Genomic DNA, 20,334 nt, shown 5'->3' with positions numbered 1-20,334 from the left:
CAGGCTCACTCCCACAAGGAAATGCATTCTCCCTGTGGGAGCGAGCCTGCTCGCGAAGGCGTCAGTTCGTTCTGTACAAAGCCCTCACTTTAACGCCGCGTCCAGCGCCAACCGCCCCATGTGTGTCGCCTTCAGCGAACCGAAATACAACCACTGCCCATACTCGCGCACCGTGGTGATCGGCGAGTAATTTCCGCTGCTGGCGTCCTGCAGATTGGCAATCACCTTGCCGTCCACATCCAGCCCCAGCACAAACCCGCGCTTCTCCACCGGTTTTGGCAGCACCGTCAGCGCCCGGACAATCATCTTGCGCACAAACGGGTGCCCGGCGGTGCCGTCGAGCAGGGCGTTGCGTGGCGCATACAAGGCCACCCAGAATCGGTCGCTGCCATTGAACGACAGGTTGTCCGGCAGCCCCGGCAGGTTCTCGATGAACAAGTCGTGCGTGCCGGCCTTGGGACCCTTCAGCCAGTAGCGGCTGATGCGGTAAGCCCCGGTTTCATTGACCAGCACATAGGCCTCGTCCGGGCCGAGGGTCACGCCGTTGGCGAACTCCAGTTTGTCCAGCAACAGGCTGGTCTTACCGGTCTGAAAGTCGTAGCGCAGCAGGCGTCCGTCACCGCCATGCTCGATGATCGCCTCACCGTCATGGCCATAGCCCCAGCGACTCGAGGCATCGCTGAAGTAGGCGTAATGCCCAGACTTGTCGATCACTACATCATCGGTAAAACCGAACGCCAAGCCATTGGCCTCGGTGGTCAAGGCAATCACCCGTCCCTGGGCGTCGAGGGACAGCAAGCCCTTGACCGCGTCGGCAATCACCAGCAAACCGCCGGGATGGCGGGCCAGCCCCAGAGGCCTGCCGCCAGTGTCGGCCAGCACCTTGCGCTGGCTGCCGTCGAGGCTGCTGCGGATCAGCCGACCGTCATGCAGGCCAGTGATCAGGTAGTCGTCCTCCAGCAACAACGCCTCGGGGCCGTCGATGTCGCTCGGTCCGACTTTCGCCACACCTTTGAGGCGCTGGTTCTCGGCGTAGAGCCCGGCTGTCAGCGAAGGCGCCGGTGGCGGTGTCCAGGCCACCGGTTCGACGCGGGTTGGCATCAACAATAAAAATCCGCCAACCAGGACGAGCAGCAACCACAGCCCATGACGTAGTCTCACGCGCTGGCCCTCGCCGACGCGATGTCCTGCGCGGCCCTGTCGCGCAACGCCAGCAGCGAGGCGGCAGACTCACGTTCGATGCGCCGTTTGAGCAGCAGGCGATTGGCGATGCGCATGATGAGGCCGTCAAAGCGATACTCCAGCGTGCGCACAAAACGCGTGCCGTCACCTTCAGCCGAACACTCGTAAGTCAGCCGCAACGACAGCCCCTGATCACCTTGCGCAAGCGCACACCAGCGTCGGCCCGGCAAATATTCCGTGACTTCCCAGCGCAAATGCCCGGCACGTCCGCCGGCATGGATGTCCTCTTCAAAACGCGCGCCGGCATGCAGCGGACCCTGCGGGCCGTCGATCTTCAACGACGACGGATGCCACTGCGGCCAACGGCTGGCGCTGGCGGCATAGGCGAGTACGGCAACGGGTTCGCCAGTGATATCGATCGAGTGCTGCAGGCGGGTCATGGGCATTGTCGAAGCGCTCAAAGGGGCGGGTTCCGGCTCCCGGTAAAGGGTGCCGAACAGGGTGTCCATCAACGGCAGGACAATATTGAAATTGCGCACCTGCATGCACTCGCGGCGGTGGTGCAGTGCGTGCAAGTGGCGCATCTGGCGGATCCACGGCAAACGCGCCAGCGGATGGCCCGCCGGCAGGTGTTCACAGGCGTGAAACACCTCGTACGTCAGATAGCCGAGCACCATGCAGCCGCCGAACAGCCCGGCAACGTTGGCGTTGATCTGTGCGAGCAACCACCACAGCGGCAGCGTGATGAGCAACGTATGCAGCACGATAAGCCACGCCGGAAACAGGATCACCCGCCAGTCACGGGCGCTGTCGTAGGCCATGTGGCCGGGGGTGAAAAAGCTGTGATGATCGCCGGCATGCCGGGCATAGAACATCCTGGCAAAGGGCTTTTTATGGTGGCCGAGATGACGATGAACCATGTACACGCCGAAATTGAACAACAGCAACGTCAGCGGGACGGTCAGCCATTGCTGCCAGCTGACCTGTTGCACGGTACTCCAGAAAGCGCCGATGGCCAGCACGCCGAACAGCAGCACAAAAGCACCGTGCAGCCACGGGTTATACAGCGGATGAATGGCCGCCCGGTAACGGCTGCGGAATGCCTCGGTGGTTTGCCTCACTGCGCTCACCTGCGGGTATTGTTGTTATACCGGGCAGATTAGCCGATCCATGGCCGCGTGCCGGGCCAACCTTGAGGCCACATGCGCCATGCACTGGAGTGAAGGCGCCGTCTCAGCTCAACGGGTTCCAGCGCTGCGACCAGTCGTCATCGGTTCGGATCACTTCGCGCAGCAGATCAAACGCGTGTTGCAGGGTCGTCGAGTCGCGATCGCGGGAGTACACGAGATAGGTCGGATAGCCGAACTCTGGCGCTTTGGTCACGATTTCCAGCGCACCGTTTTCCAGATAGGTACGCACCACACGGGTACGAAAGTAGCCGCTGCCGCCGTGTTCGAGGATGTATTGCAGGGCCAGCGGGCCGAGGTTGAAACTCAGCGCAGCCTTGGCTTTTTCTGGCAGGGCGGCATCGTGCTGACGGCGGAAATCAGGGCCCCAATCGATATAGACATAGGGATCGGGCCGCTCGGGCGCGCGCACCAGAATTAGTTTTTCCTCCAGCACCTGCTCGACCTGCAGGCCCGGCCAATACTCCGGCTGATAGACCAGCGCGGCGTCGAGCACGCCCAGCTCCAGTTGGCGCAGCAGGTTCTCGCCGTCGCGGATTTCCATGCGCAGGGCATGGCTGGGAATGTGCTCGCGCAGTTCGGCGGCCCAACTGAGCATCAGTGGATTGCACAAGCTGACCTCGCCGCCGATGTGCAGCACGTTGTGATAGCCCTCCGGCAGCGGCAGATCGCGGCGCGCAGCCTCCCAGGTCTGCACCAGTTGATTGGCGTAGACCACGAAGGCTTCGCCGTTGGGCGTCAGCCTGGCCCCGGCGCGGTTACGCACGAACAGCGTGCTGCCCAACTGGCTTTCGAGTTTCTGCACCCGGGCGGTGATCGCCGTTTGCGTGACGAACAGCTTCTGCGCCGCCGCGGCGAGGCTGCCGTGACGAACGATTTCCAGAAAAGTGCGGGCGAGATCGATGTCCATGGGCGGGCCGGTGTTGGAGAGTGGGCGCATTGTAAGTGCCCACGGGACCCCCGTCATCGTTCAATCGCCAGCAGGCTCACGCCTGCACGGGAGACTCGGTCACTTCCACTTCACCCGACTGCGCCCATGCTTCGACCAACCGCGCCGGTGTGCCGCAAGCTTTGCGCTTGTACACGAAGTGGCGGCACTTTTCGGCGAACCCGTGGCGGTTAAAGCACATGTCCTGCTGCATCTGCCGCAACTCGGCCTCGCGGCATTGGCGGATAAGCGCGTGATCAACCTGCGACTTGCTCTCACGCACCGCCGCGTACGTCGGGTCGCTCAGCACGCTGTTGGCCCGCTGCAGCAACCACAGTGCAAATTCGTCCGGGCAACGCGGGCCGATTTCCTGAACCATGCCCAATTGCCAGGCCTCGCTGGCGCTCACCGGCAGACAGGCCTGGGTCAACTGCTCGGCCATCGCTGGGCCGACCGCACGGGGCAGGCTGTAGGTCCAGAATTCCGAGCCGTACAGACCCATGCTCTTGTAGTGCGGGTTAAGCACGATCCCGGCGCGGGCAAACACGATGTCGGCGGCCAGCGCGAGCATCACGCCACCGGCGCCGGCATTGCCCGTCACGCCGCTGACCACCAGTTGCCGGGCACTGAGCAGCTCCTCGCAGACATCGTCGATGGCCTGAATGTTCGCCCAGGCTTCAGCGCCCGGGTCCTGTGCGGCTTGAATCACATTCAGGTGTACGCCGTTGGAAAAACTGCCACGGCCACCCTTGATCAGCAGCACTTGGGTGTCGCGGGCCTTGGCCCAACGCAGCGCAGCGACCATGCGCTGGCACTGCTCGGTGCTCATGGCGCCGTTATAGAACTCGAACGTCAGCTCGCCGACGTGTCCGCACTCGCGATACCGCAGCGGTTGATAGGCTTCGGTGCTGAACGCCTGAGTGACAAACGCCGCGTCCAGCACCGGGACATCCGCCAACTGCCCGGCCAGCACATGCCGCGCCGGTTGCTTGAAGGTTTCTTCGCCGGGTTGCGGTTTGCGCCGCAGCGAGCCGATCCACAGGCTCTGATCGCCGGTCGCCACCAGCACCGCATCGTCACGCACCGCGAGCAGTTCGCCCGGCACGCCGCTGCGCGCGTCGAGGTGCGCATCAAACAGGTAATACTGGCCGCCCGCCAGGCTGGCCAGCACGCCGGGCTGTCCGTCCGCCGCGTCGATGCAGCGTTTGATAAAGGTCGCGCAATCGTGCCAGCTGAAGCTGCGATCGGTCTGTTTCATGTTCACTTGGAGGCGACCGCGGACGTTCGGATCGGCATAGTCCAGTTCAACCGGCACATAGCCTTCGACGAATTTTTCTACCACTTCGCGAATGCACACCATCGCCGCGTCGCTGACCCGGCCGTTGTACAGCTCGGATTTGCGCAGGCCCGCCGGCAGGTTGAATTCACAGGTGGCCCACACCGGGCCGGCATCCATCTCTTCCACGGCTTGCAGAGCGGTAACGCCCCAGCGCGACAACTCGTGGGTAATCGCCCAGTCCAGCGCGCTGGCGCCACGGTCGCCGACGATGCCCGGGTGAATGATCACCACCGGCCGCTGGCGGTTACGCCACAGTGCTTGCGGCACGCGGTCCTTGAGAAACGGGCAAATCACCAGATCGGCGCCGCTGTGTTCGATCTGTTCGCACACGGCGTCTTCGTCGGTAAACACCACGACGCTGGGGGAGTGCCCGGCCTGACGCAGCTCCAGCCAGGCACGCTGGGTCAAGCCGTTGAACGCGGAGGACAGCAGAATGATATTGAGTGCTCGCATGAGGTTTCTTCCTTGAACGGGATCGGCCGCAGGCTCCCGGTGAGCCGTCCTTGGCCTTCGATGGAGCGGGGAGAATAATCAGTGACTGCCTGGCCCCATGTGACCGGGGTCAACGTTGTGTCAGACGAAGGCTTCAGTTCAGTCGCTGAATTTCCGTTTAAGTCCTACGCAAGCGTGACCGTTTCGATCAGATGAAGGGATATTTCTGACGACTCTTTCAGGTTGGTCGTCGGACGCTGGATCTATAGCATCAGCTCCAGACATTGAAGTCAGCGAGCGTACTGATCGCTCGAAGCCCGGACAAAGGATGGAATATGCGAATCCCACTGATTGAAAGCCATACCCCTGCTTACCCCCCACGCCATTACTGGCGCGACGATCGCGCCAGATGCCCCTCGGAGGCCGTCGCCATGCCCACCGCCAAAGCGCCCCGGCTAACGGGATTGAAGAGGCTCGAAGGCAAGCCTCTGGAGTTGTTACTCCGCGGGCAGGACACGGGCGACGACCCGATGCTCATTCTCCGTTGCACCAGCGAAGGGTTTGAACTGCTCGATGTCGTCAACATGCTCGCCACCTGCGAGCTCTATCAGCAAGGCGATCTGGTCAAGCGTATCACCGGCAGGTCTGTCAGAACGGTGCGGCGCCTGCTCAAGGAAGCCATACCGGTGCGCCTGGACACGCAGCAAAGCATCATCGCCTACCAATACGCCTCGGCTCTGGAACTGGCCAATGAAGTGTTTGGACGTCAGGCGAAGGCGGAGTCCTGGCTACAACAACGCTCGACCTACTTCTATGATCACGTGCCGCTCGATCTGGTTGGACATGCATTGGGATTCCGGATGGTGGAGGAGTATCTGAACCAGATCAAATACGGGGTTTATCAATGAATCCCTTGCCGTGGGATGATCGCTGGTACGCCTGGCGACTTGATCGCGAGGTGTACAGCGATACCTGGAGCAGCGGCCTGGGTTCGAAACGGGACGGCGGCCGATGGAATACACCCGGACGCAGAGTCGTTTACGCGTCAGTTGATCCCTCCACGGCCATTTTGGAGGTGGCCGCCCATGGCAGTTTCGATGCGCTCGATCAGGAACCTTATGTGTTGACCTGTTTTGAAATCATCCATGAAGCCAGCGTCAGAATTGTCCAGCCGGAAGACGTGCCCAATCCGCATTGGCTCAACCCGATAAGAGCGTCACCCAACCAGCGAAAGTTTGCCGACGCGCTGTTGGCTGAGCACCCTTTCATACTGGTGCCCTCGGTGGCAACCAGACACTCCTGGAATCTGCTGGTGAGTTGCGACCTGGCGGAAGGTCAGTTCCGAATGGTTTCGCAAGAACGATTTGGGCTGGACACGCGGTTATTGCAGGAGGTCTGAGCGTGCTTGAGCAAGCGGAGGGTGAAGCCGACTCTTCACTTTTTCGGCTGCTTAAATGACAAATCCCGCCAGATGACGGGATTTGTTTGACCAAGCGGCTTCTTACGAAGGGAATAGCTCGGACAGTTTCATCGACAGCATCATATCGCCTTCAACGCGCAGTTTGCCGCCCATGAATGCCTGCATGCCGTCGGTTTCGCCGCTGACGATGTCTTTCAAGGTCTGGCTATCCAGCACCAGCGTGCAGTTGGCGTCCGGGTTTTCGCCTTCCTGGATGTCGCAAGTGCCATCCTTGACGATCAGCGCGTACTGCTTGTCTTCGTCGGTGATGTTGAAACCGAAGACCAGATCCAGACCGGCAGCGGCGGCTGGGTTGAACTTGGCTTGCATTGCTTTTACGGCATCAGCTACGGAGGTCATGGTTCGATCCTTTCTTGGTAATAGGAGCTGGGTGAATACAACTAGGGTCACAGTAAGCCGGACTCAGCGGAAAGTGATGAGTTCCGGAGCCTTCAGCAGTTGCAGGTGTGCGTGACTGTTGAAGGAAGCCAGAGCCACCTCGCGACCACGAAATTTCAGTTGGTTGAGCGAGGTGTTGACGATCTGCCAGTTCAGTTCAAAGGCCTGTCGGGCAGGCATTTGGGTAATGAGGTGGAGCAGGGCGGTGATGGTGCCGCCTGAGGTGAATACCGCGATGGTCTGGTTTTTTTGCGCCAGATCGAGGATGCGGTGCAGCCCGGCCTGAACCCGCTCGACGAACCCCAGCCAGCTCTCCAGGCCGGGCGTGTCGTAGGTGCCAGCCAGCCAGCGTTCGACGATCAAGGCGAAGATGCGTTGGAACTCGCCACGGTTCTGGGCGGCGTTGCGCAGGATGTCGAGGGCTTCGGGCTCATCCGGCAGCATGGCCGGGAGCAGAGCGCGAATCACCGCGTCGGCATCGAATTCGTTGAACGCGGAGTCGGTTTCCAGGACCGGCACCGGCAGGCCTTTGGCGCTGAACTGATCCAAGGCGCTGGTGGCGGTGTGTTGCTGACGGCGCAGGTCGCCGGCGAGGCAGCGATCGAAGCGGATCCCCAGTTCTGCAAGGTGCTGGCCGAGGATTTCTGCCTGCCGTACGCCGGTCGCCGACAGGACGTCATAATCGTCTGCACCGAAGGAGGCCTGGCCATGTCGAATCAAGTAAATGCTGCCCACGTCCGCGTCATCCCGGTACGTTGAAGGTTTGGCGAGGTTATGAGGATGGCGGTGAGCTGTCAATGAAAAAACATACGCTTGTTTGAAATGCCCGTTACAGGCCTGTTGCCAGAGGTTTCACGGCTGGCCGACCGGTCAGCGCATGGGTATGCTTGGACCATCCCGCGTGTGTTTCACTTTCACGCATTGCTTTGAGGAGTCTCTGTGGATTTTTTCACCGAATACGCCAGTTTCCTGGCCAAGACCGTCACCCTGGTGATTGCCATCCTGGTGGTGCTCGCCAGTTTTGCCGCGTTGCGCAGCAAGGGCCGGCGCAAGTCGGCGGGGCAGTTGCAGGTCAGCAAGCTCAACGATTTCTACAAAGGCTTGCGCGAGCGCCTGGAGCAGACGTTGCTCGACAAGGACCAGCTCAAGGCCTTGCGCAAGGGCGAAGCGAAAACCGAGAAAAGCGAGAAGAAGCAGAAGAGCAAACCTCAAACCCGGCCACGGGTCTTTGTGCTCGACTTCGATGGCGACATCAAAGCCTCGGCCACTGGAAGCCTGCGCCACGAAATCACCGCATTGCTGACCCTGGCGACGCCGAAAGACGAAGTGGTCCTGCGCCTGGAAAGCGGCGGCGGAATGGTGCACAGCTATGGCCTGGCCTCCTCGCAACTGGCGCGGATCCGCGAGGCCGGCGTGCCGTTGACCGTGTGTATCGACAAGGTCGCGGCCAGCGGCGGCTACATGATGGCGTGCATCGGCGAGAAGATTATCAGCGCGCCGTTCGCCATCCTCGGTTCCATCGGCGTGGTTGCCCAGTTGCCTAACGTCAACCGCCTGCTGAAAAAGCATGATATTGATTTCGAAGTGCTGACCGCCGGTGAATACAAACGCACCCTGACCGTGTTTGGCGAAAACACCGAAAAAGGCCGAGAGAAGTTTCAGGAAGACCTGGATATCACCCATCAGCTGTTCAAGAACTTCGTTGCCCGTTACCGTCCGCAACTGGCGATCGACGAAGTCGCCACGGGTGAAGTCTGGCTAGGCATTGCGGCGCTCGACAAGCAATTGGTGGACGAACTCAAGACCAGTGATGAATATCTGGCCGACCGGGCGAAGAAAGCCGAGGTTTACCATCTGCATTACGCCGAGCGCAAAAGCCTGCAAGAACGTATCGGCATGGCTGCCAGCGGTTCGGTCGACCGCGTACTGCTGAACTGGTGGAGTCGCCTGACTCAACAACGCTTCTGGTAAATCTCCAGACATAAAAAAACGCCGGTCACATGACCGGCGTTTTTATGTCCGCAGCTTTAGCCGAAGGCCTAGCGGCGGCGGAACAGCGGCAACGGCTCGTCAGTGGCGGCCTGATAAGTCACCGAAAAGTCCTTGAGGCCTTCGAGGGCTTCGTAAGGGTCTTTGTCGGGACGCACGGCAAACGCATCGAAACCGCAGCGGCGCATGTAGAACAACTGATCACGCAGCACATCGCCGATTGCCCGCAGCTCGCCTTTGAACCCGTAACGATCACGCAGCAGACGCGCGTTGGAGTAGTTGCGACCGTCGGTGAACGCCGGGAAGTTCAGAGCGATGACCTGAAAGCAATTGACGTCTTCACCGATTTCCTCGGCTTCCTCGTCCGCATCCAGCCACACGCCCAGACCGCCGTCACGGGCTTTCAGGGCATGGCCATGATCGCGCCACAGCGACAGCGGCACGATCAGGTCGTCGCAGTTGGAAATGCCGTCGAAGGTCGCGTCCTTTGGCAGCAGGTGCCAGGTTTCGTCGACGACTTCGTTGTTCTTAATGATTCGCTGCATAGACGCGTTCCTTGAAGAGGTCGATGCCAATACGCTGGTAGGTGTCAATGAAGCGCTCGTCTTCGGTACGTTGTTCGACGTACACGTCAATCAGCTTCGAAATGACATCCGGCATGGCTTCCTGAGCGAAGGACGGACCGAGGATTTTGCCCAGGCTGGCATCGCGGCTGGCGCTGCCACCGAGGGACACCTGATAGAACTCCTCACCTTTCTTGTCCACCCCGAGGATGCCGATGTGGCCGACATGGTGGTGGCCGCAGGCGTTCATGCAGCCAGAAATGTTCAGGTCCAGCTCGCCGATGTCGAACAGGTAGTCCAGATCGTCGAAGCGGCGCTGGATCGATTCGGCAATCGGGATCGACTTGGCGTTGGCCAGCGAGCAGAAGTCACCGCCCGGGCAGCAGATGATGTCGGTCAGCAGGCCGATGTTCGGGGTCGCGAAACCTTGCTCGCGCAGCTCGCCCCACAGGGTGAACAACTGGCTCTGCTCGACGTCGGCCAGAATGATGTTCTGCTCGTGGGAGGTGCGCAGTTGCCCGAAGCTGTAGCGGTCGGCCAGATCGGCGACGGCATCAAGCTGTTTGTCGGTGATGTCGCCCGGCGCAACGCCGGTCGGTTTCAGCGACAGGGTCACGGCGACATAGCCCGGCTTCTTGTGCGCCAGGGTGTTGCGCGTACGCCAGCGGGCAAAACCGGGGTGTTCTTGATCCAGATCGGCCAGTTGCGCGGTCTGGTTGTCGAGGACCTTGTAATCGGGATCGACGAAGTGCTTGGCGACACGCTGCAGTTCGGCTTCGGTCAGCGTGGTCTGGCCACCGCGCAGGTGCTCCATTTCCGCTTCGACTTTTTGCGCGAACACTTCTGGCGTGAGGGCTTTGACGAGGATCTTGATCCGCGCCTTGTATTTGTTGTCACGACGGCCGTAGCGGTTGTAGACCCGCAGGATGGCGTCGAGGTAGCTCAACAGGTCCTGCCACGGCAGAAACTCGTTGATGAACGCGCCCACGACCGGCGTACGACCCAGACCACCGCCGACCAGCACGCGAAAGCCCAACTCGCCAGCGGCGTTATAGACCGGTTCCAGACCGATGTCGTGGACTTCGATGGCGGCGCGGTCAGCGGTCGAGCCGTTGACGGCGATCTTGAATTTACGCGGCAGGTAGGCGAATTCCGGGTGGAACGTCGTCCACTGGCGGACGATCTCGCACCATGGGCGCGGATCGATCACTTCGTCGGCGGCGACACCGGCGAACTGGTCGGTGGTGACGTTTCGCAGGCAGTTGCCGCTGGTCTGGATCGCGTGCATCTGCACGGTCGCCAGCTCAGCCAGAATATCCGGGATGTCTTCCACCGCCGGCCAGTTGAACTGCACGTTCTGCCGCGTACTGATGTGGGCGTAGCCCTTGTCGTAGTCGCGGGCAATCTTGGCCATCATGCGCACCTGACGCGAGGTCAGTTGGCCGTAAGGCACGGCCACGCGCAGCATCGGCGCAAAGCGCTGGATGTACAGGCCATTTTGCAGGCGCAGGGGGCGGAATTCTTCTTCGCTCAGTTCACCTGCCAGATAGCGTCGGGTCTGATCACGGAACTGCTTGACGCGGTCCTCGATGATCCGCTGATCGTACTCGTCGTATACGTACATATAAGTCCTGTTCTCAGGCTTGGGCTACTCGGAAAACGCTGCGTTTTCGCTTGCTGGAGTCCGATTGTGCCTCTGCAATTCTGCGCGCACGGCCGCGCACTCCCTGACGGAGCCGGGGCAATATACCCGTTTGCAGTTATGCGCAAAAGTGATGTTTGAGTATATGTAAAGAACCAAAACGCCTAACGAGAAAGGTTATTCGCTAATCCACATTTGTCGTGCGGACAATCATCGTCTTAACTGTGGACGAGTCTTTGTGCAATCACCGATAAAACCGATAAGAGGCGATGCAATGAGCAACCCGACCAAAGCAAGGAAAAGTGATAGCAGCGTTGATGCATGGGCCATTTTGTTCCTGATCATCCTGGTGGTGGGAACCGCGGTGTTCTGGGTCAGCCATCAATAAACGACCCATCCGGGTCTGCGCGCGACGATTGTCGGACAAAAACGGAATCAGGCGTCAATAGCCCTTGGTTCGATGGCTATAATGCGCGGCCATTTTTTCCGGGGCCCGGATGCTTCATGTTCAAGTTTCTCCACATCTGCCTGCTGCTGTCGGGCGTGCTGCTGCACACCTGCGCGCGGGCCGAATCGGTGCTGTTTCTCAATCCGGGTTCGACCACGGAAGCTTTCTGGCTCAGCTATTCGCAATTCATGCAGGCCGCTGCCCGGGACCTGGGGATCGATCTGCAGATTCTCTATGCCCAGCGCCAGCCCGAACTGACCGTGGCGCAGGCGCGCATCGCGTTGCAGGGGCCGCAGCGTCCCGACTATCTGGTGTTCGTCAACGAACAATACGTCGCGCCGCAGATTCTGCGCCTGGCGCATGACAGCGGCGTCAAGCTGTTCATGGTCAATGCCGCGCTCACGGCGGATCAGCAAGCCCTGTCGGGCGAACACCCGGACCGGATCGGCAGCCTGGTGCCGAACGACGAGGAGGGCGGTTACCTGATGATGAAGGAGTTGATCCGCCGACATCCGCCCGTGGCGCGCGGCGAACAGATCGAGCTGCTGGCGTTCTCCGGGCTGAAAATCACTCCATCGGCGCAACTGCGCGAACGCGGCATGCAGCGCGCGTTGGCCGAACACCCGCAGGTGCGCCTGCGGCAGTTGCTCCACAGCGGCTGGAATCGCCAGCGCGCTTATGAACAGGCAAAGCTGTTGCTGGGCCGTTATCCGAACGTTTCGCTGGTCTGGTCGGCCAATGACGAAATGGCCTTCGGCGCCATGCAGGCTTTTGCCGAACAGGGCAAAGTCGCCGGCAAAGATGTGTTGTTCAGTGCGGTAAACACCTCACCGACGGCGTTGCAGGCGCTGATCGACGGGCGCCTCAGCGCGCTGGTCGGCGGCCATTTCACCTTGGGCGGCTGGGCACTGGTTGCGATACACGACCATGATCAAGGCGTCGACCTCAACCAGTACGGCGGGCGCGATCGACAGGTTCCGCTGTTGCAACTGATCGACAAGGCGCACGCACAGCGGATGCTGGTACAGGGCGCAACGCCCGATTATGGCGTGCGTTTCCACACACTGTCGGCCAAGGGGCGCCCGCCGGCGTACCGCTATCCGTTTTCGCTGCAAACGCTGATGCGCTGAGCCCGGTCAGACCCCGGCGAAATGCAGCACCAGCTTGACCACCGCAAACAGCACCAGGGCAAACACCGCGGTGAACAGAATACCCAGCAGCACAAAATGGCTGGGTTTGCCATGGGTAAAGTCCCGCGCCCGATTCTTGCCGCTCTGCACCCCGAATGCCGCTGCCATGACGCTGTGCAGCATCTGCCAGAAGGTCGGCGGTTTGTTATCGACTGGATCGTCCATATATCCCTCTTCGAAAGTCGTGCACGACAAGCATAGTCAAGCCGCCGGCAAATGCCTGCCCCGGCTGACAAGGGCATATCGTTACAACTTCGCCTCGGGCCTATAACTATGTATCGCTGCGCAGGACTAGCGCGATGGTGTGCTGTAGCTCCATTTACAGGAGCGATGTATGTCCCTCAATTCCGTCACCCCGACCGACCCACCGCTCACGGCAATCCCTCACGCCACCGACAGTCTTCACGCGCCATACCTTGAAGCGGCGGTACCAGAATGGCTCATCAATGCTTCTGCGCAGCGAAAACAGGCGCTCCGGCAGGCCGGGACCAGCCTGCCGCGGTGGTACACGCGAGCCTCACCGCAACAACGCAAGGCAGTGGATGCTGCTTTCAAGGACAGTATGGCGGCGCAGGTGCGACTGGACAAAACCCTGTCTGGATTAAAGGACATCGACGCGTTCGCCCGGCCAATACTGACCAGAGCGCTGAGGAAGCATCACAACGTTCACGCTGATGTCGACACCACGCTGCTATGCCTCGTGCGTCCGTTAACCTTGGGTATCTTCAATATTGAAGTTGATTCGTTCGACGTCCTGAAACTGCCGCTGCTGCAGGCGGCGCTGCACAATTTCGAGGCTCGTGAATGCGTGCCCGGCGCCTATCACAGGTCTTCCGGCTTTATCCGCGAAACAGCCACGCCCGGTGTTTACAAGCCGGTGAAAAAGAATTTGAAAGCTCATGATTTTATGCGGCTATGTCGCACGCTGAATATTGGCGGCAAGTACCAGACCTATCTCAACCGATTTTTCTACCCCACGGATCCCGCAGCGCAAACGTCCCTGCGCGAGCATTTCATTACCGCGCAAAAAACTGCGCTACGGGCAGCGGCCGAACGAGCATTACTGGAGAACGATATAGGGCCGCAAGATCACGCGATGATTCTTTCGGTCGTCAACGGCGAAGTAAACCCTCGGGTGGGCGGTAAACAGGTCTGGTTTCACGACTTGGGCCTGATGCGCGAAAGGCTGGTGGGCTGTGTGCTTTTCACGATCTGTGAAAAAAACCAGCCGATCGACGCCTTGATTCTTTATGTGCCCAATGACCCCGAACATCCGCTGAAACGCTATACCGGCACGCAAATGAGCGACACGCTCAAGCGCCTGCTGAGCGCGCGCGACCCAAGTCAGCCGCAGAGCGCCAATCCGACGCCGTATCAGCGTTTTTTCGGCCAGTTCATGCCTTATGAAAAGCAGCCTTACTATTTCAGCCAGTTCGTTCGGCCGCGTGACGACGCTCCGTCCGGGTTGCTGACTACGCCATGGCTGAAGCTCGTCGAAATCACCAACCCTTTCGGTCCTTTGTTCAAGATTAATGAACGGCCACCTGAGCGTACGGAATACGAGCCCGAGCCGGAACCTTACACCGCTGTCTCGCTCCTGCCACGTGAAGACAAGAGCCTATGGGATGAAAACACCGACCTGTGGGCTTATCTCTATGATCAGCATCGAAATAAGGTGCTGGCCGACGCCCGCAGTCATGCAGTTCCCACCCGCGATGTCGATATCAAGGTCCGCGATGCCAAGCTTGCAGCGCTGCTGGAAATTGGCATGCTGGGGCTGAATGTCGTGGCTGCCTTTGTCCCGGGGCTGGGGGAAGTCATGATGGGGATCATGGCCGCGCAATTGCTGTCCGAAACCGTTGAGAGCGTGGTGGAGTGGAGCGATGGTGACAAGCACGCCGCCAAGGCGCATCTGGTGGATGTCGCCGAAAACCTCGCGCTGATAGCACTGATGGCCGGTGCAGGGGCCGGTTTTAAAAAACTCACCGCTGTCGCGCCCGAACCGGTGATCGAAGGGTTAAGTCCGGTAACCTTGCCCAACGGCGAAACGCGTCTGTGGAAACCCGACCTGAGTGGCTATGAGTGCGATGTCTCGCTCGGCGGTGAGATCAGGCCAAATGAGCTGGGACAATACAAGGTTGGTGACAAAACTTACCTGCGCCAGGGCGGCCATTTTTACCAGCAGATCGTTGATGAATCGACGGGGCAGTGGCTGATCAGGCACCCCAGCGAACCCAACGCTTACCGGCCTGTGATCGAGCATAATGGCCGCGGCGCCTGGCGCCAGAGCCTGGAGCATCCGATGACATGGGACCGCCTGATGCTGCTGCGGCGCATGGGGCATGTCACTGATGGTGTTCCTGCAAGCAAGCTGTTGATGCTGGCCGACATCAGCGGGGTCAGCGAAAGCACCCTGCGCAAGATGCACCTGGACCACGCGCCGCCGCCTCCCGAGTTGCTTGATGCTTTGCGTCTGTTCAAGGCGGAGGCCGGGGCCCGCCAAACGATCGAGCAATTACGTGGCGCCGCACCGATTGACCATCATTATCAGTACGGCTTGCCGTTGGTCACCGAGATGCCACGCTGGCCGACCGCGCGGGCGCTGGAGGTTTTCGAAGGCACGCAGCTGTCGGGACCTTCCATCCGATACGGCGAGCAGAAGCGACTGCCCCCACACCTCACCAAGCCCGCAATCCGGCTCACTCGGGAGCAAGTGCTAAACGGTGAAATGCCCGCGCGAATTCTCGAGTCGTTGGAGGAAAGCGAAATTCGCCAACTGCTCGGCGATGAGGTTTCACCGAGGGGCACCGCCAGGGCAGAGGCCTTCCGCCAGCAACTCGCTGATTTTGCCTATTCGCGACAATCAGCTGTTTTCGACAGCCTTTACAAGGGCACCGAAGCGGTGAGTGCGCGCGCCCGTGTGGTTCAGCGTGAGTGCCCGGGCCTCAGTGACACGGCAGCGCAGGAGGTACTTGATCACGCCCCAGCGGCAGAACTGGCTCGCCTGGATGCGACGGGGCGAACGCCCTTGAACATGCTTGAAGAGGCTCGCTGGCACGCGCGTCAGGGGCGCCAGATGCGCGCATTTGCCGGATTGCGCAGCGATCATCTGGCCTCGGCGGGCAGCCGGCGCCTGGCCTTGCATGCACTGGAGCGCTTGCCGGGCTGGCCACCGACGTTGCGTCTGGAGGTGCGCGAGGGCAGCCCGAATGGCGCGTTGCTTGACCACATCGGGCAACCAAACGCGCCGATCAAACGCTATCTGGTGAAAAACGGGCCTGTCTTTCAGGCCTTCGATGACGGCGGGCAAGCCCTCGACAGCGTCCCCAGTGAGGGCGACAGTTTCTACAGCGCGATCATGCACGCGCTGCCCGGTGATGCACGTACCGCCCTCGGCGTGCCCGAGGTCAGTGCCAGCCATGTACTGCAACGGAACATCATCGACGCTGCGCAGATTTATCGGCGTGACGCCGCGTCGCTGCTGGCACCGCGGGCCAAATGGTTCAAGCCGCCGGTGCGGCTGAACGCGAAACTCACCGGCTACTACGCGAGTGGCCGCGGTCCAGGTCTGAATCCTCACCTGGGCAGGCGCGTATTGGCACTTTATCCGGGACCTGGACAAGCACAGGCGTTCCTTATCGAACAGGCTGGTCTCAGCGAAAGGGACGTTCTCGGTGTGCTGACTGAACGCCGCAGTGAGTGGCACGCGCTTAATAACACGCTTGAACACTGGCAGGCTGAGCCGATGGGGCAGCGGGCGGAACAGCAGCGCGTGCAGTTTTCCCGGCAAATCAGGGCTGCCTGGCGCAATGCTCCGTTGGCCGCACAAACTGCACAAACCACCGAAGCGACACGCCTGTCGCTGGTGTGTGATACGCCGCTGCCGCGGCTGACCCAGTCCTTTGCCCATGTGCGTGAACTCTCGGTGCGCGGCTCCGGCATGACAGACGCCAATGCCGATGGGTTTCTAACGCAGTTTCCCGGCGTCACGGATCTATCGATTGGCGATCTTGAGCACGGCGCAGGCCAGCCGATCGTCAACCACGCGTCGCTCACCACGTTGCCCGTAGCAGTCACCCGCTTATCCGGGCTTACCCGTCTGCGCTTCACCAGCCACGCGCCCTCACTGTCTGCGGATTTTGCACCCAGACTGCGCGCACTCACGACGCTGGAAGAGCTGCACATCGACTATTCAGGCTTGGATTCAACCCGCTTGCATTCACTGGACCTGACGCCACTGACCGGGTTGCGACGGTTGCGAATCGACGCCCCCAATGCCTTATGGCAATGGCCAGGTTACGTTGAGCAGCTCGAACAACTTGAACGGCTGGACCTCTCGCGCACCGCAATCAGTTCAATACCGGAGTCGATGTACAGTGGGCATGAGCGGCTTTGGTCCGGGCTGTCGCTGGACTGGTCACACATCTCCCCGGCAGCATTCATGCGCGCGTACGAGTATGTGAGCAGCTACTCCGGTCCCTTGGGGCATCTGGTCGATGTGGACCAGATGGTCAGCCAGTATTGCCTTGCAGAACTCGACGCCATGGCCCTTGAGCCGGAGTCGGTGGCGGCCTTGCCCGAAGCACTCAATGCCGCTTGGCCAACTGCGCAAGAGCGACTCGCGGCGATCAGACAGCTCAGAGCGGAGCATGAGGAGATTTTTGAGCTGTTTTACCCACCCGTCCAGGCAGATGGCTGGCGCACCACAACGCCGCGGGTGCCAGCGGTCAGAGGCAGCAACGTCGAAGTGTTACGTGCCCTTAACAACAGCTGGCTGGGAGCGGTTCGTCAACGTTATGGCCTGACCGCCGATGTTGCTACGTTTGAGTGGCCTGAGAGGGGAATCAATCTCTCATTGGGCGCAGGTGTCGAACCCATCAGGGCGCTGGCGTCGCTTCCAGCCGGCAGTTTTCCCCACGTGCGCACGTTGCGCCTGGGGGGGCTGGACGTGCCTGCGGCCCAGGCGCGCCGTTTTATCCGTGCGTTCAGCGCTACTGAAACCCTTGAAATCAGCGGCAACGGTTTTACTGAGTTGCCGTTTGCCAGCGATGAACTGCCTGAGCTGACGCGACTGGATGCCTCGCGCAATCGCCTCGGCCCGGAAGTGCAGGCGCAAATCGACCGATTGCAACACATCAGATACCTGAATCTGAGCAATTACCGTCTGCACACGCTGGACGTCAGTGGCTTGCCCGACCTGCAAGCGCTGAGCCTGAGGGCAACGTCGTTGCACGCCTGGCCCACAGGCGCCGAAAACCTGCCGCGGTTGGCCTGGCTCGACCTGCGCGACAACCAGATTGCCGAGTTACCGCAGCACGTACTGAGTGACCCGGATGTTCTGCTCAGGAGCCATTTCAGCGGTAACCCTTTCAACGGAGCGGGTCAGGCAGCCTTCGCAGCGGCGATGCAGCGCATCGAGCAGGCACAGGGGCTGCGCCGTGGCACGTTGGCGCGTTTCGCGGCAGAACCGTTGCCGGCGCAATTTCCGCCGGGGGAAACAGGCGCCTCCCTGGCTGAACGGCTGTTGCCGCTTCCCGAACCAGGCCCCATCGCTGTGGGCGAGGCTGGATTTGTCACGCGCTTGAAGCGTCTGGACCCGCTCGTGACGCAAGCGCTGGCTGAGCGCAATGTGCGAGAGTGGCGAGCGGCGGGGATGAGCATTGAACAAATCGATGTGCACATTAGCGAGTGGCAGCACAATTTCGAGGCGCTGACACGCCAGTTGAACGACTGGCTGTATACCCGTGAGAGGGGCATCGGCACACGCCGCGTCACGGCGCAAGGTCGGCAGATTGCAGCGGAGCGCATCAGGGAAGCCTGGCTCACCGGGCTGACGATCCCTCCGGGCAGATCCTATGTGGAGCTGCAGCTGGAAAATTTGCCAATCGGCGATCTGCCGGTGCTGGTAACGCCGCTACCCAGAGTCGTGACGCTGAATCTGAGGGGCGTGGGAATGACCGGGCAGGTCGCCAACGGGTTTCTCGCTGCATTCGCCAACCTTGAAGTGCTGAACCTCAGCGACAATGAGCTGGCGCTGATACCTGATGCGGTGCTGCAGATGGATCAGTTGGTCGCGCTGCACATGCAGCGCTGCAACCTTGCCAGCGCGACGCGTCTTCATCCTCTGCTGAGCAACCGGCTGCAAAGACTTTATCTGGGCAATAACCAGTTAACCGCGTTCACCGCGCCTGACTTGGGCGTCCTTGATACCCTTGATTTAAGCGATAACCGCTTGGGCGAGTGGCCTGCGGCAGTCTTGCAAGCTCCGCGTTTGCACACGTTGATTCTGAGTGGCAATCGCATCGCGGAAATTCCGCCGAATCTCTTTCGTGGCCAATACCCGAACCTGGTTGTCGGTACTGACCTGTCCGGGAACCCCAACCTGTCACTGACCGCACTGCAGCGCCTTAGGCACCACACCCGAATGAATCAGTCGAACTATGCGCTGGGCGTTTCTCGCACCGAAATTGACGCGATGGTCGATGAGCGCATCTATGGCAGCGGCGAGAGTTCTCCAGAACCCGACAACGTTGACATTGGCGCAATCGTCTTGCCTGCCGAAGACGTTTTGTCACCCGTCTACGATGTCTCGCCCAGGGCACTTGAGCCATGGCTGGCTGACACACCTGCCCACTTGATTGCGACGCGCCGCGCGATTTGGACGCAGTTGGCGCAAGAGCCGGGCCATGAGCGTTTTTTTCAGTTGATCCGGTTCCTGCGGTTAACCGAGGAGTTCCGGCAGATACCGGCCGACCTCACACATCGACTATGGGATGTCATGCAAGCGGCGACTGAAAACACCGAGCTGCGAGAGCTGCTGTTCCAGGGTGCCGAGACCCATGGCACCTGCATCGACGGGCGGATACTCGCGTTCAGTGAAATGGAAGTGCGGGTGTCTGTCTATCGCGTCTTGCTCGACATTCCGCTGAACCAGCCCGTGCGCCGAGGGCAGGCGCTGTTAAGGACCTCGCGGCAGTTGTTTCGCCTGGAAAGGGTTGAGGCACTGGCCGAGGCGCAAGCCGCGAAGCCGGGCAGTGATCCTGCGGAAGTGCGCCTGAGTTATCGCATCGGGATGACCCGCGGCTGGGCCGACGGCATCGAGTTGCCGGGACAACCCTCGCATATGTCTTTCGACCGTCCGATCAGTGGCGAGCTTCAGGCGACAACCCGGGCTTCGATCATGGCAGCGGAGCAAACCGATGCACTGTTGGAGAGCATGCTGTCGCGCGATTACTGGCTCACCTATCTGCAAGAAAACTATCAGCCGGAAATGGACGCAATCGATGCCGCCGTCGCTGAGCAGGGCTATCAGCTCTTGAGCGAGACACAGGATCGGCTGGAAAGAGGGGAGATCGACAACGATCAATACGAGCGGCAGCTGGTTCAGGCGAGCTTTACGATTGAATCCCAACGCATACAGAGCCTTATTGAGCTGACCCGTCGAGTGGTCAACGACCTGCAGGGCCTTGTCGCGGAGCATCCGGGGCGTGATTCACCGCAGCCGGGCCCTTCATGGCGGCCGTAAAGCTCTGACATGAGGGGCATCTGCGGCGAGGCGGCTTTCCTCCTCGCCGCG

General features: G+C 60.6%; 14 protein-coding genes. 5 read left to right on the top strand and 9 right to left on the bottom strand.

Translation table 11 applies throughout. The annotated features are described in order from the left end of the window. Positions 1-84: 84 nt before the first annotated feature. The 4 genes from HU765_RS23805 to HU765_RS23790 form a co-directional block, all read right to left on the bottom strand. The gene (locus HU765_RS23805; protein ID WP_189684349.1) at positions 85-1,101 is read right to left on the bottom strand and encodes an SMP-30/gluconolactonase/LRE family protein; all 1,017 of its coding nucleotides are present in this window, start codon (positions 1,099-1,101) and stop codon (positions 85-87) included. Positions 1,102-1,157: 56 nt separating this feature from the next. Further along, entirely contained in the window at positions 1,158-2,303 is a 1,146-nt protein-coding gene (locus tag HU765_RS23800; protein ID WP_186623393.1) for an SRPBCC family protein, read from the bottom strand. 112 nt (positions 2,304-2,415) lie between these two features. Then, positions 2,416-3,279, bottom strand: coding sequence for a LysR family transcriptional regulator (locus tag HU765_RS23795; protein ID WP_186546697.1), 864 nt, complete (start codon positions 3,277-3,279; stop codon positions 2,416-2,418). A 76-nt stretch (positions 3,280-3,355) separates the two neighbouring features. Further along, positions 3,356-5,089 carry an enoyl-CoA hydratase-related protein gene (locus tag HU765_RS23790; protein ID WP_186623391.1) on the bottom strand — a complete coding sequence of 578 codons (1,734 nt, stop codon included), beginning with the start codon at positions 5,087-5,089 and terminating at the stop codon, positions 3,356-3,358. Positions 5,090-5,499: 410 nt separating this feature from the next. Here HU765_RS23790 and HU765_RS23785 point away from each other — a divergent pair, with 410 nt between their 5' ends. Both HU765_RS23785 and HU765_RS23780 read left to right on the top strand, forming a co-directional pair. After that, positions 5,500-5,976 carry an MbcA/ParS/Xre antitoxin family protein gene (locus tag HU765_RS23785; protein WP_186623390.1) on the top strand — a complete coding sequence of 159 codons (477 nt, stop codon included), beginning with the start codon at positions 5,500-5,502 and terminating at the stop codon, positions 5,974-5,976. Next, positions 5,973-6,467, top strand: a complete 495-nt coding sequence (locus HU765_RS23780; protein WP_186546445.1) for an RES family NAD+ phosphorylase — start codon at positions 5,973-5,975, stop codon at positions 6,465-6,467. Before HU765_RS23785 ends, HU765_RS23780 begins: the two co-directional genes overlap by 4 nt. A 102-nt stretch (positions 6,468-6,569) precedes the next feature. Here HU765_RS23780 and HU765_RS23775 read toward each other — a convergent pair whose 3' ends face one another. Beyond that, a complete protein-coding gene (locus tag HU765_RS23775) occupies positions 6,570-6,887 on the bottom strand; it encodes an SCP2 sterol-binding domain-containing protein (protein WP_016774477.1) in 318 nt (105 codons plus the stop codon). Between the two features lie 63 nt (positions 6,888-6,950). Continuing rightward, positions 6,951-7,661, bottom strand: a complete 711-nt coding sequence (locus HU765_RS23770; protein WP_186623389.1) for a histidine phosphatase family protein — start codon at positions 7,659-7,661, stop codon at positions 6,951-6,953. 204 nt (positions 7,662-7,865) lie between these two features. Between HU765_RS23770 and sohB the strand changes: the two genes are divergently transcribed. Then, the gene (gene sohB, locus HU765_RS23765; protein ID WP_186623388.1) at positions 7,866-8,897 is read left to right on the top strand and encodes a protease SohB; all 1,032 of its coding nucleotides are present in this window, start codon (positions 7,866-7,868) and stop codon (positions 8,895-8,897) included. Positions 8,898-8,965: 68 nt separating this feature from the next. On the opposite strand, the gene HU765_RS23760 is transcribed toward sohB, so the two are convergent. Both HU765_RS23760 and HU765_RS23755 read right to left on the bottom strand, forming a co-directional pair. Then, complete coding sequence (locus tag HU765_RS23760) at positions 8,966-9,460, bottom strand: DUF934 domain-containing protein (protein ID WP_186623387.1); 495 nt, start codon at positions 9,458-9,460, stop codon at positions 8,966-8,968. Next, a complete protein-coding gene (locus HU765_RS23755; RefSeq protein ID WP_186623386.1) occupies positions 9,444-11,102 on the bottom strand; it encodes a nitrite/sulfite reductase in 1,659 nt (552 codons plus the stop codon). The genes HU765_RS23760 and HU765_RS23755 overlap by 17 nt, the downstream gene beginning before the upstream one ends. A 522-nt stretch (positions 11,103-11,624) precedes the next feature. On the opposite strand from HU765_RS23755, the gene HU765_RS23750 reads away from it, so the two are divergent. Beyond that, positions 11,625-12,698 (top strand): ABC transporter substrate-binding protein, encoded by a 1,074-nt coding sequence (locus HU765_RS23750; protein ID WP_186623385.1) that lies wholly within the window; start codon positions 11,625-11,627, stop codon positions 12,696-12,698. 6 nt (positions 12,699-12,704) lie between these two features. Here HU765_RS23750 and HU765_RS23745 read toward each other — a convergent pair whose 3' ends face one another. Continuing rightward, positions 12,705-12,923 (bottom strand): DUF2970 domain-containing protein, encoded by a 219-nt coding sequence (locus HU765_RS23745; RefSeq protein WP_186546439.1) that lies wholly within the window; start codon positions 12,921-12,923, stop codon positions 12,705-12,707. A gap of 169 nt (positions 12,924-13,092) precedes the next feature. Between HU765_RS23745 and HU765_RS23740 the strand changes: the two genes are divergently transcribed. After that, positions 13,093-20,283 carry a DUF6543 domain-containing protein gene (locus tag HU765_RS23740; protein ID WP_186623384.1) on the top strand — a complete coding sequence of 2,397 codons (7,191 nt, stop codon included), beginning with the start codon at positions 13,093-13,095 and terminating at the stop codon, positions 20,281-20,283. Positions 20,284-20,334: the final 51 nt, after the last annotated feature.

The sequence above is a fragment of the Pseudomonas sp. SWRI81 genome (assembly GCF_014268545.1).
GTDB lineage: Bacteria > Pseudomonadota > Gammaproteobacteria > Pseudomonadales > Pseudomonadaceae > Aquipseudomonas > Aquipseudomonas hamedanensis.
Note: the sequence above shows the minus strand (reverse complement) of the source record. Positions and strands in the feature narration are given on the sequence as shown.

Bases quoted from the DNA above. Each gene is read 5' to 3' on its own strand.
- HU765_RS23750 (WP_186623385.1), top strand. From the start codon at position 11,625: ATGTTCAAGTTTCTCCACATCTGCCTGCTGCTGTCGGGCGTGCTGCTG.
- HU765_RS23790 (WP_186623391.1), bottom strand. From the start codon at position 5,089: ATGCGAGCACTCAATATCATTCTGCTGTCCTCCGCGTTCAACGGCTTG.
- HU765_RS23780 (WP_186546445.1), top strand. From the start codon at position 5,973: ATGAATCCCTTGCCGTGGGATGATCGCTGGTACGCCTGGCGACTTGAT.
- HU765_RS23745 (WP_186546439.1), bottom strand. From the start codon at position 12,923: ATGGACGATCCAGTCGATAACAAACCGCCGACCTTCTGGCAGATGCTG.
- HU765_RS23795 (WP_186546697.1), bottom strand. From the start codon at position 3,279: ATGGACATCGATCTCGCCCGCACTTTTCTGGAAATCGTTCGTCACGGC.
- HU765_RS23775 (WP_016774477.1), bottom strand. From the start codon at position 6,887: ATGACCTCCGTAGCTGATGCCGTAAAAGCAATGCAAGCCAAGTTCAAC.
- HU765_RS23740 (WP_186623384.1), top strand. From the start codon at position 13,093: ATGTCCCTCAATTCCGTCACCCCGACCGACCCACCGCTCACGGCAATC.
- HU765_RS23785 (WP_186623390.1), top strand. From the start codon at position 5,500: ATGCCCACCGCCAAAGCGCCCCGGCTAACGGGATTGAAGAGGCTCGAA.
- HU765_RS23805 (WP_189684349.1), bottom strand. From the start codon at position 1,101: ATGCCAACCCGCGTCGAACCGGTGGCCTGGACACCGCCACCGGCGCCT.
- HU765_RS23755 (WP_186623386.1), bottom strand. From the start codon at position 11,102: ATGTACGTATACGACGAGTACGATCAGCGGATCATCGAGGACCGCGTC.
- HU765_RS23760 (WP_186623387.1), bottom strand. From the start codon at position 9,460: ATGCAGCGAATCATTAAGAACAACGAAGTCGTCGACGAAACCTGGCAC.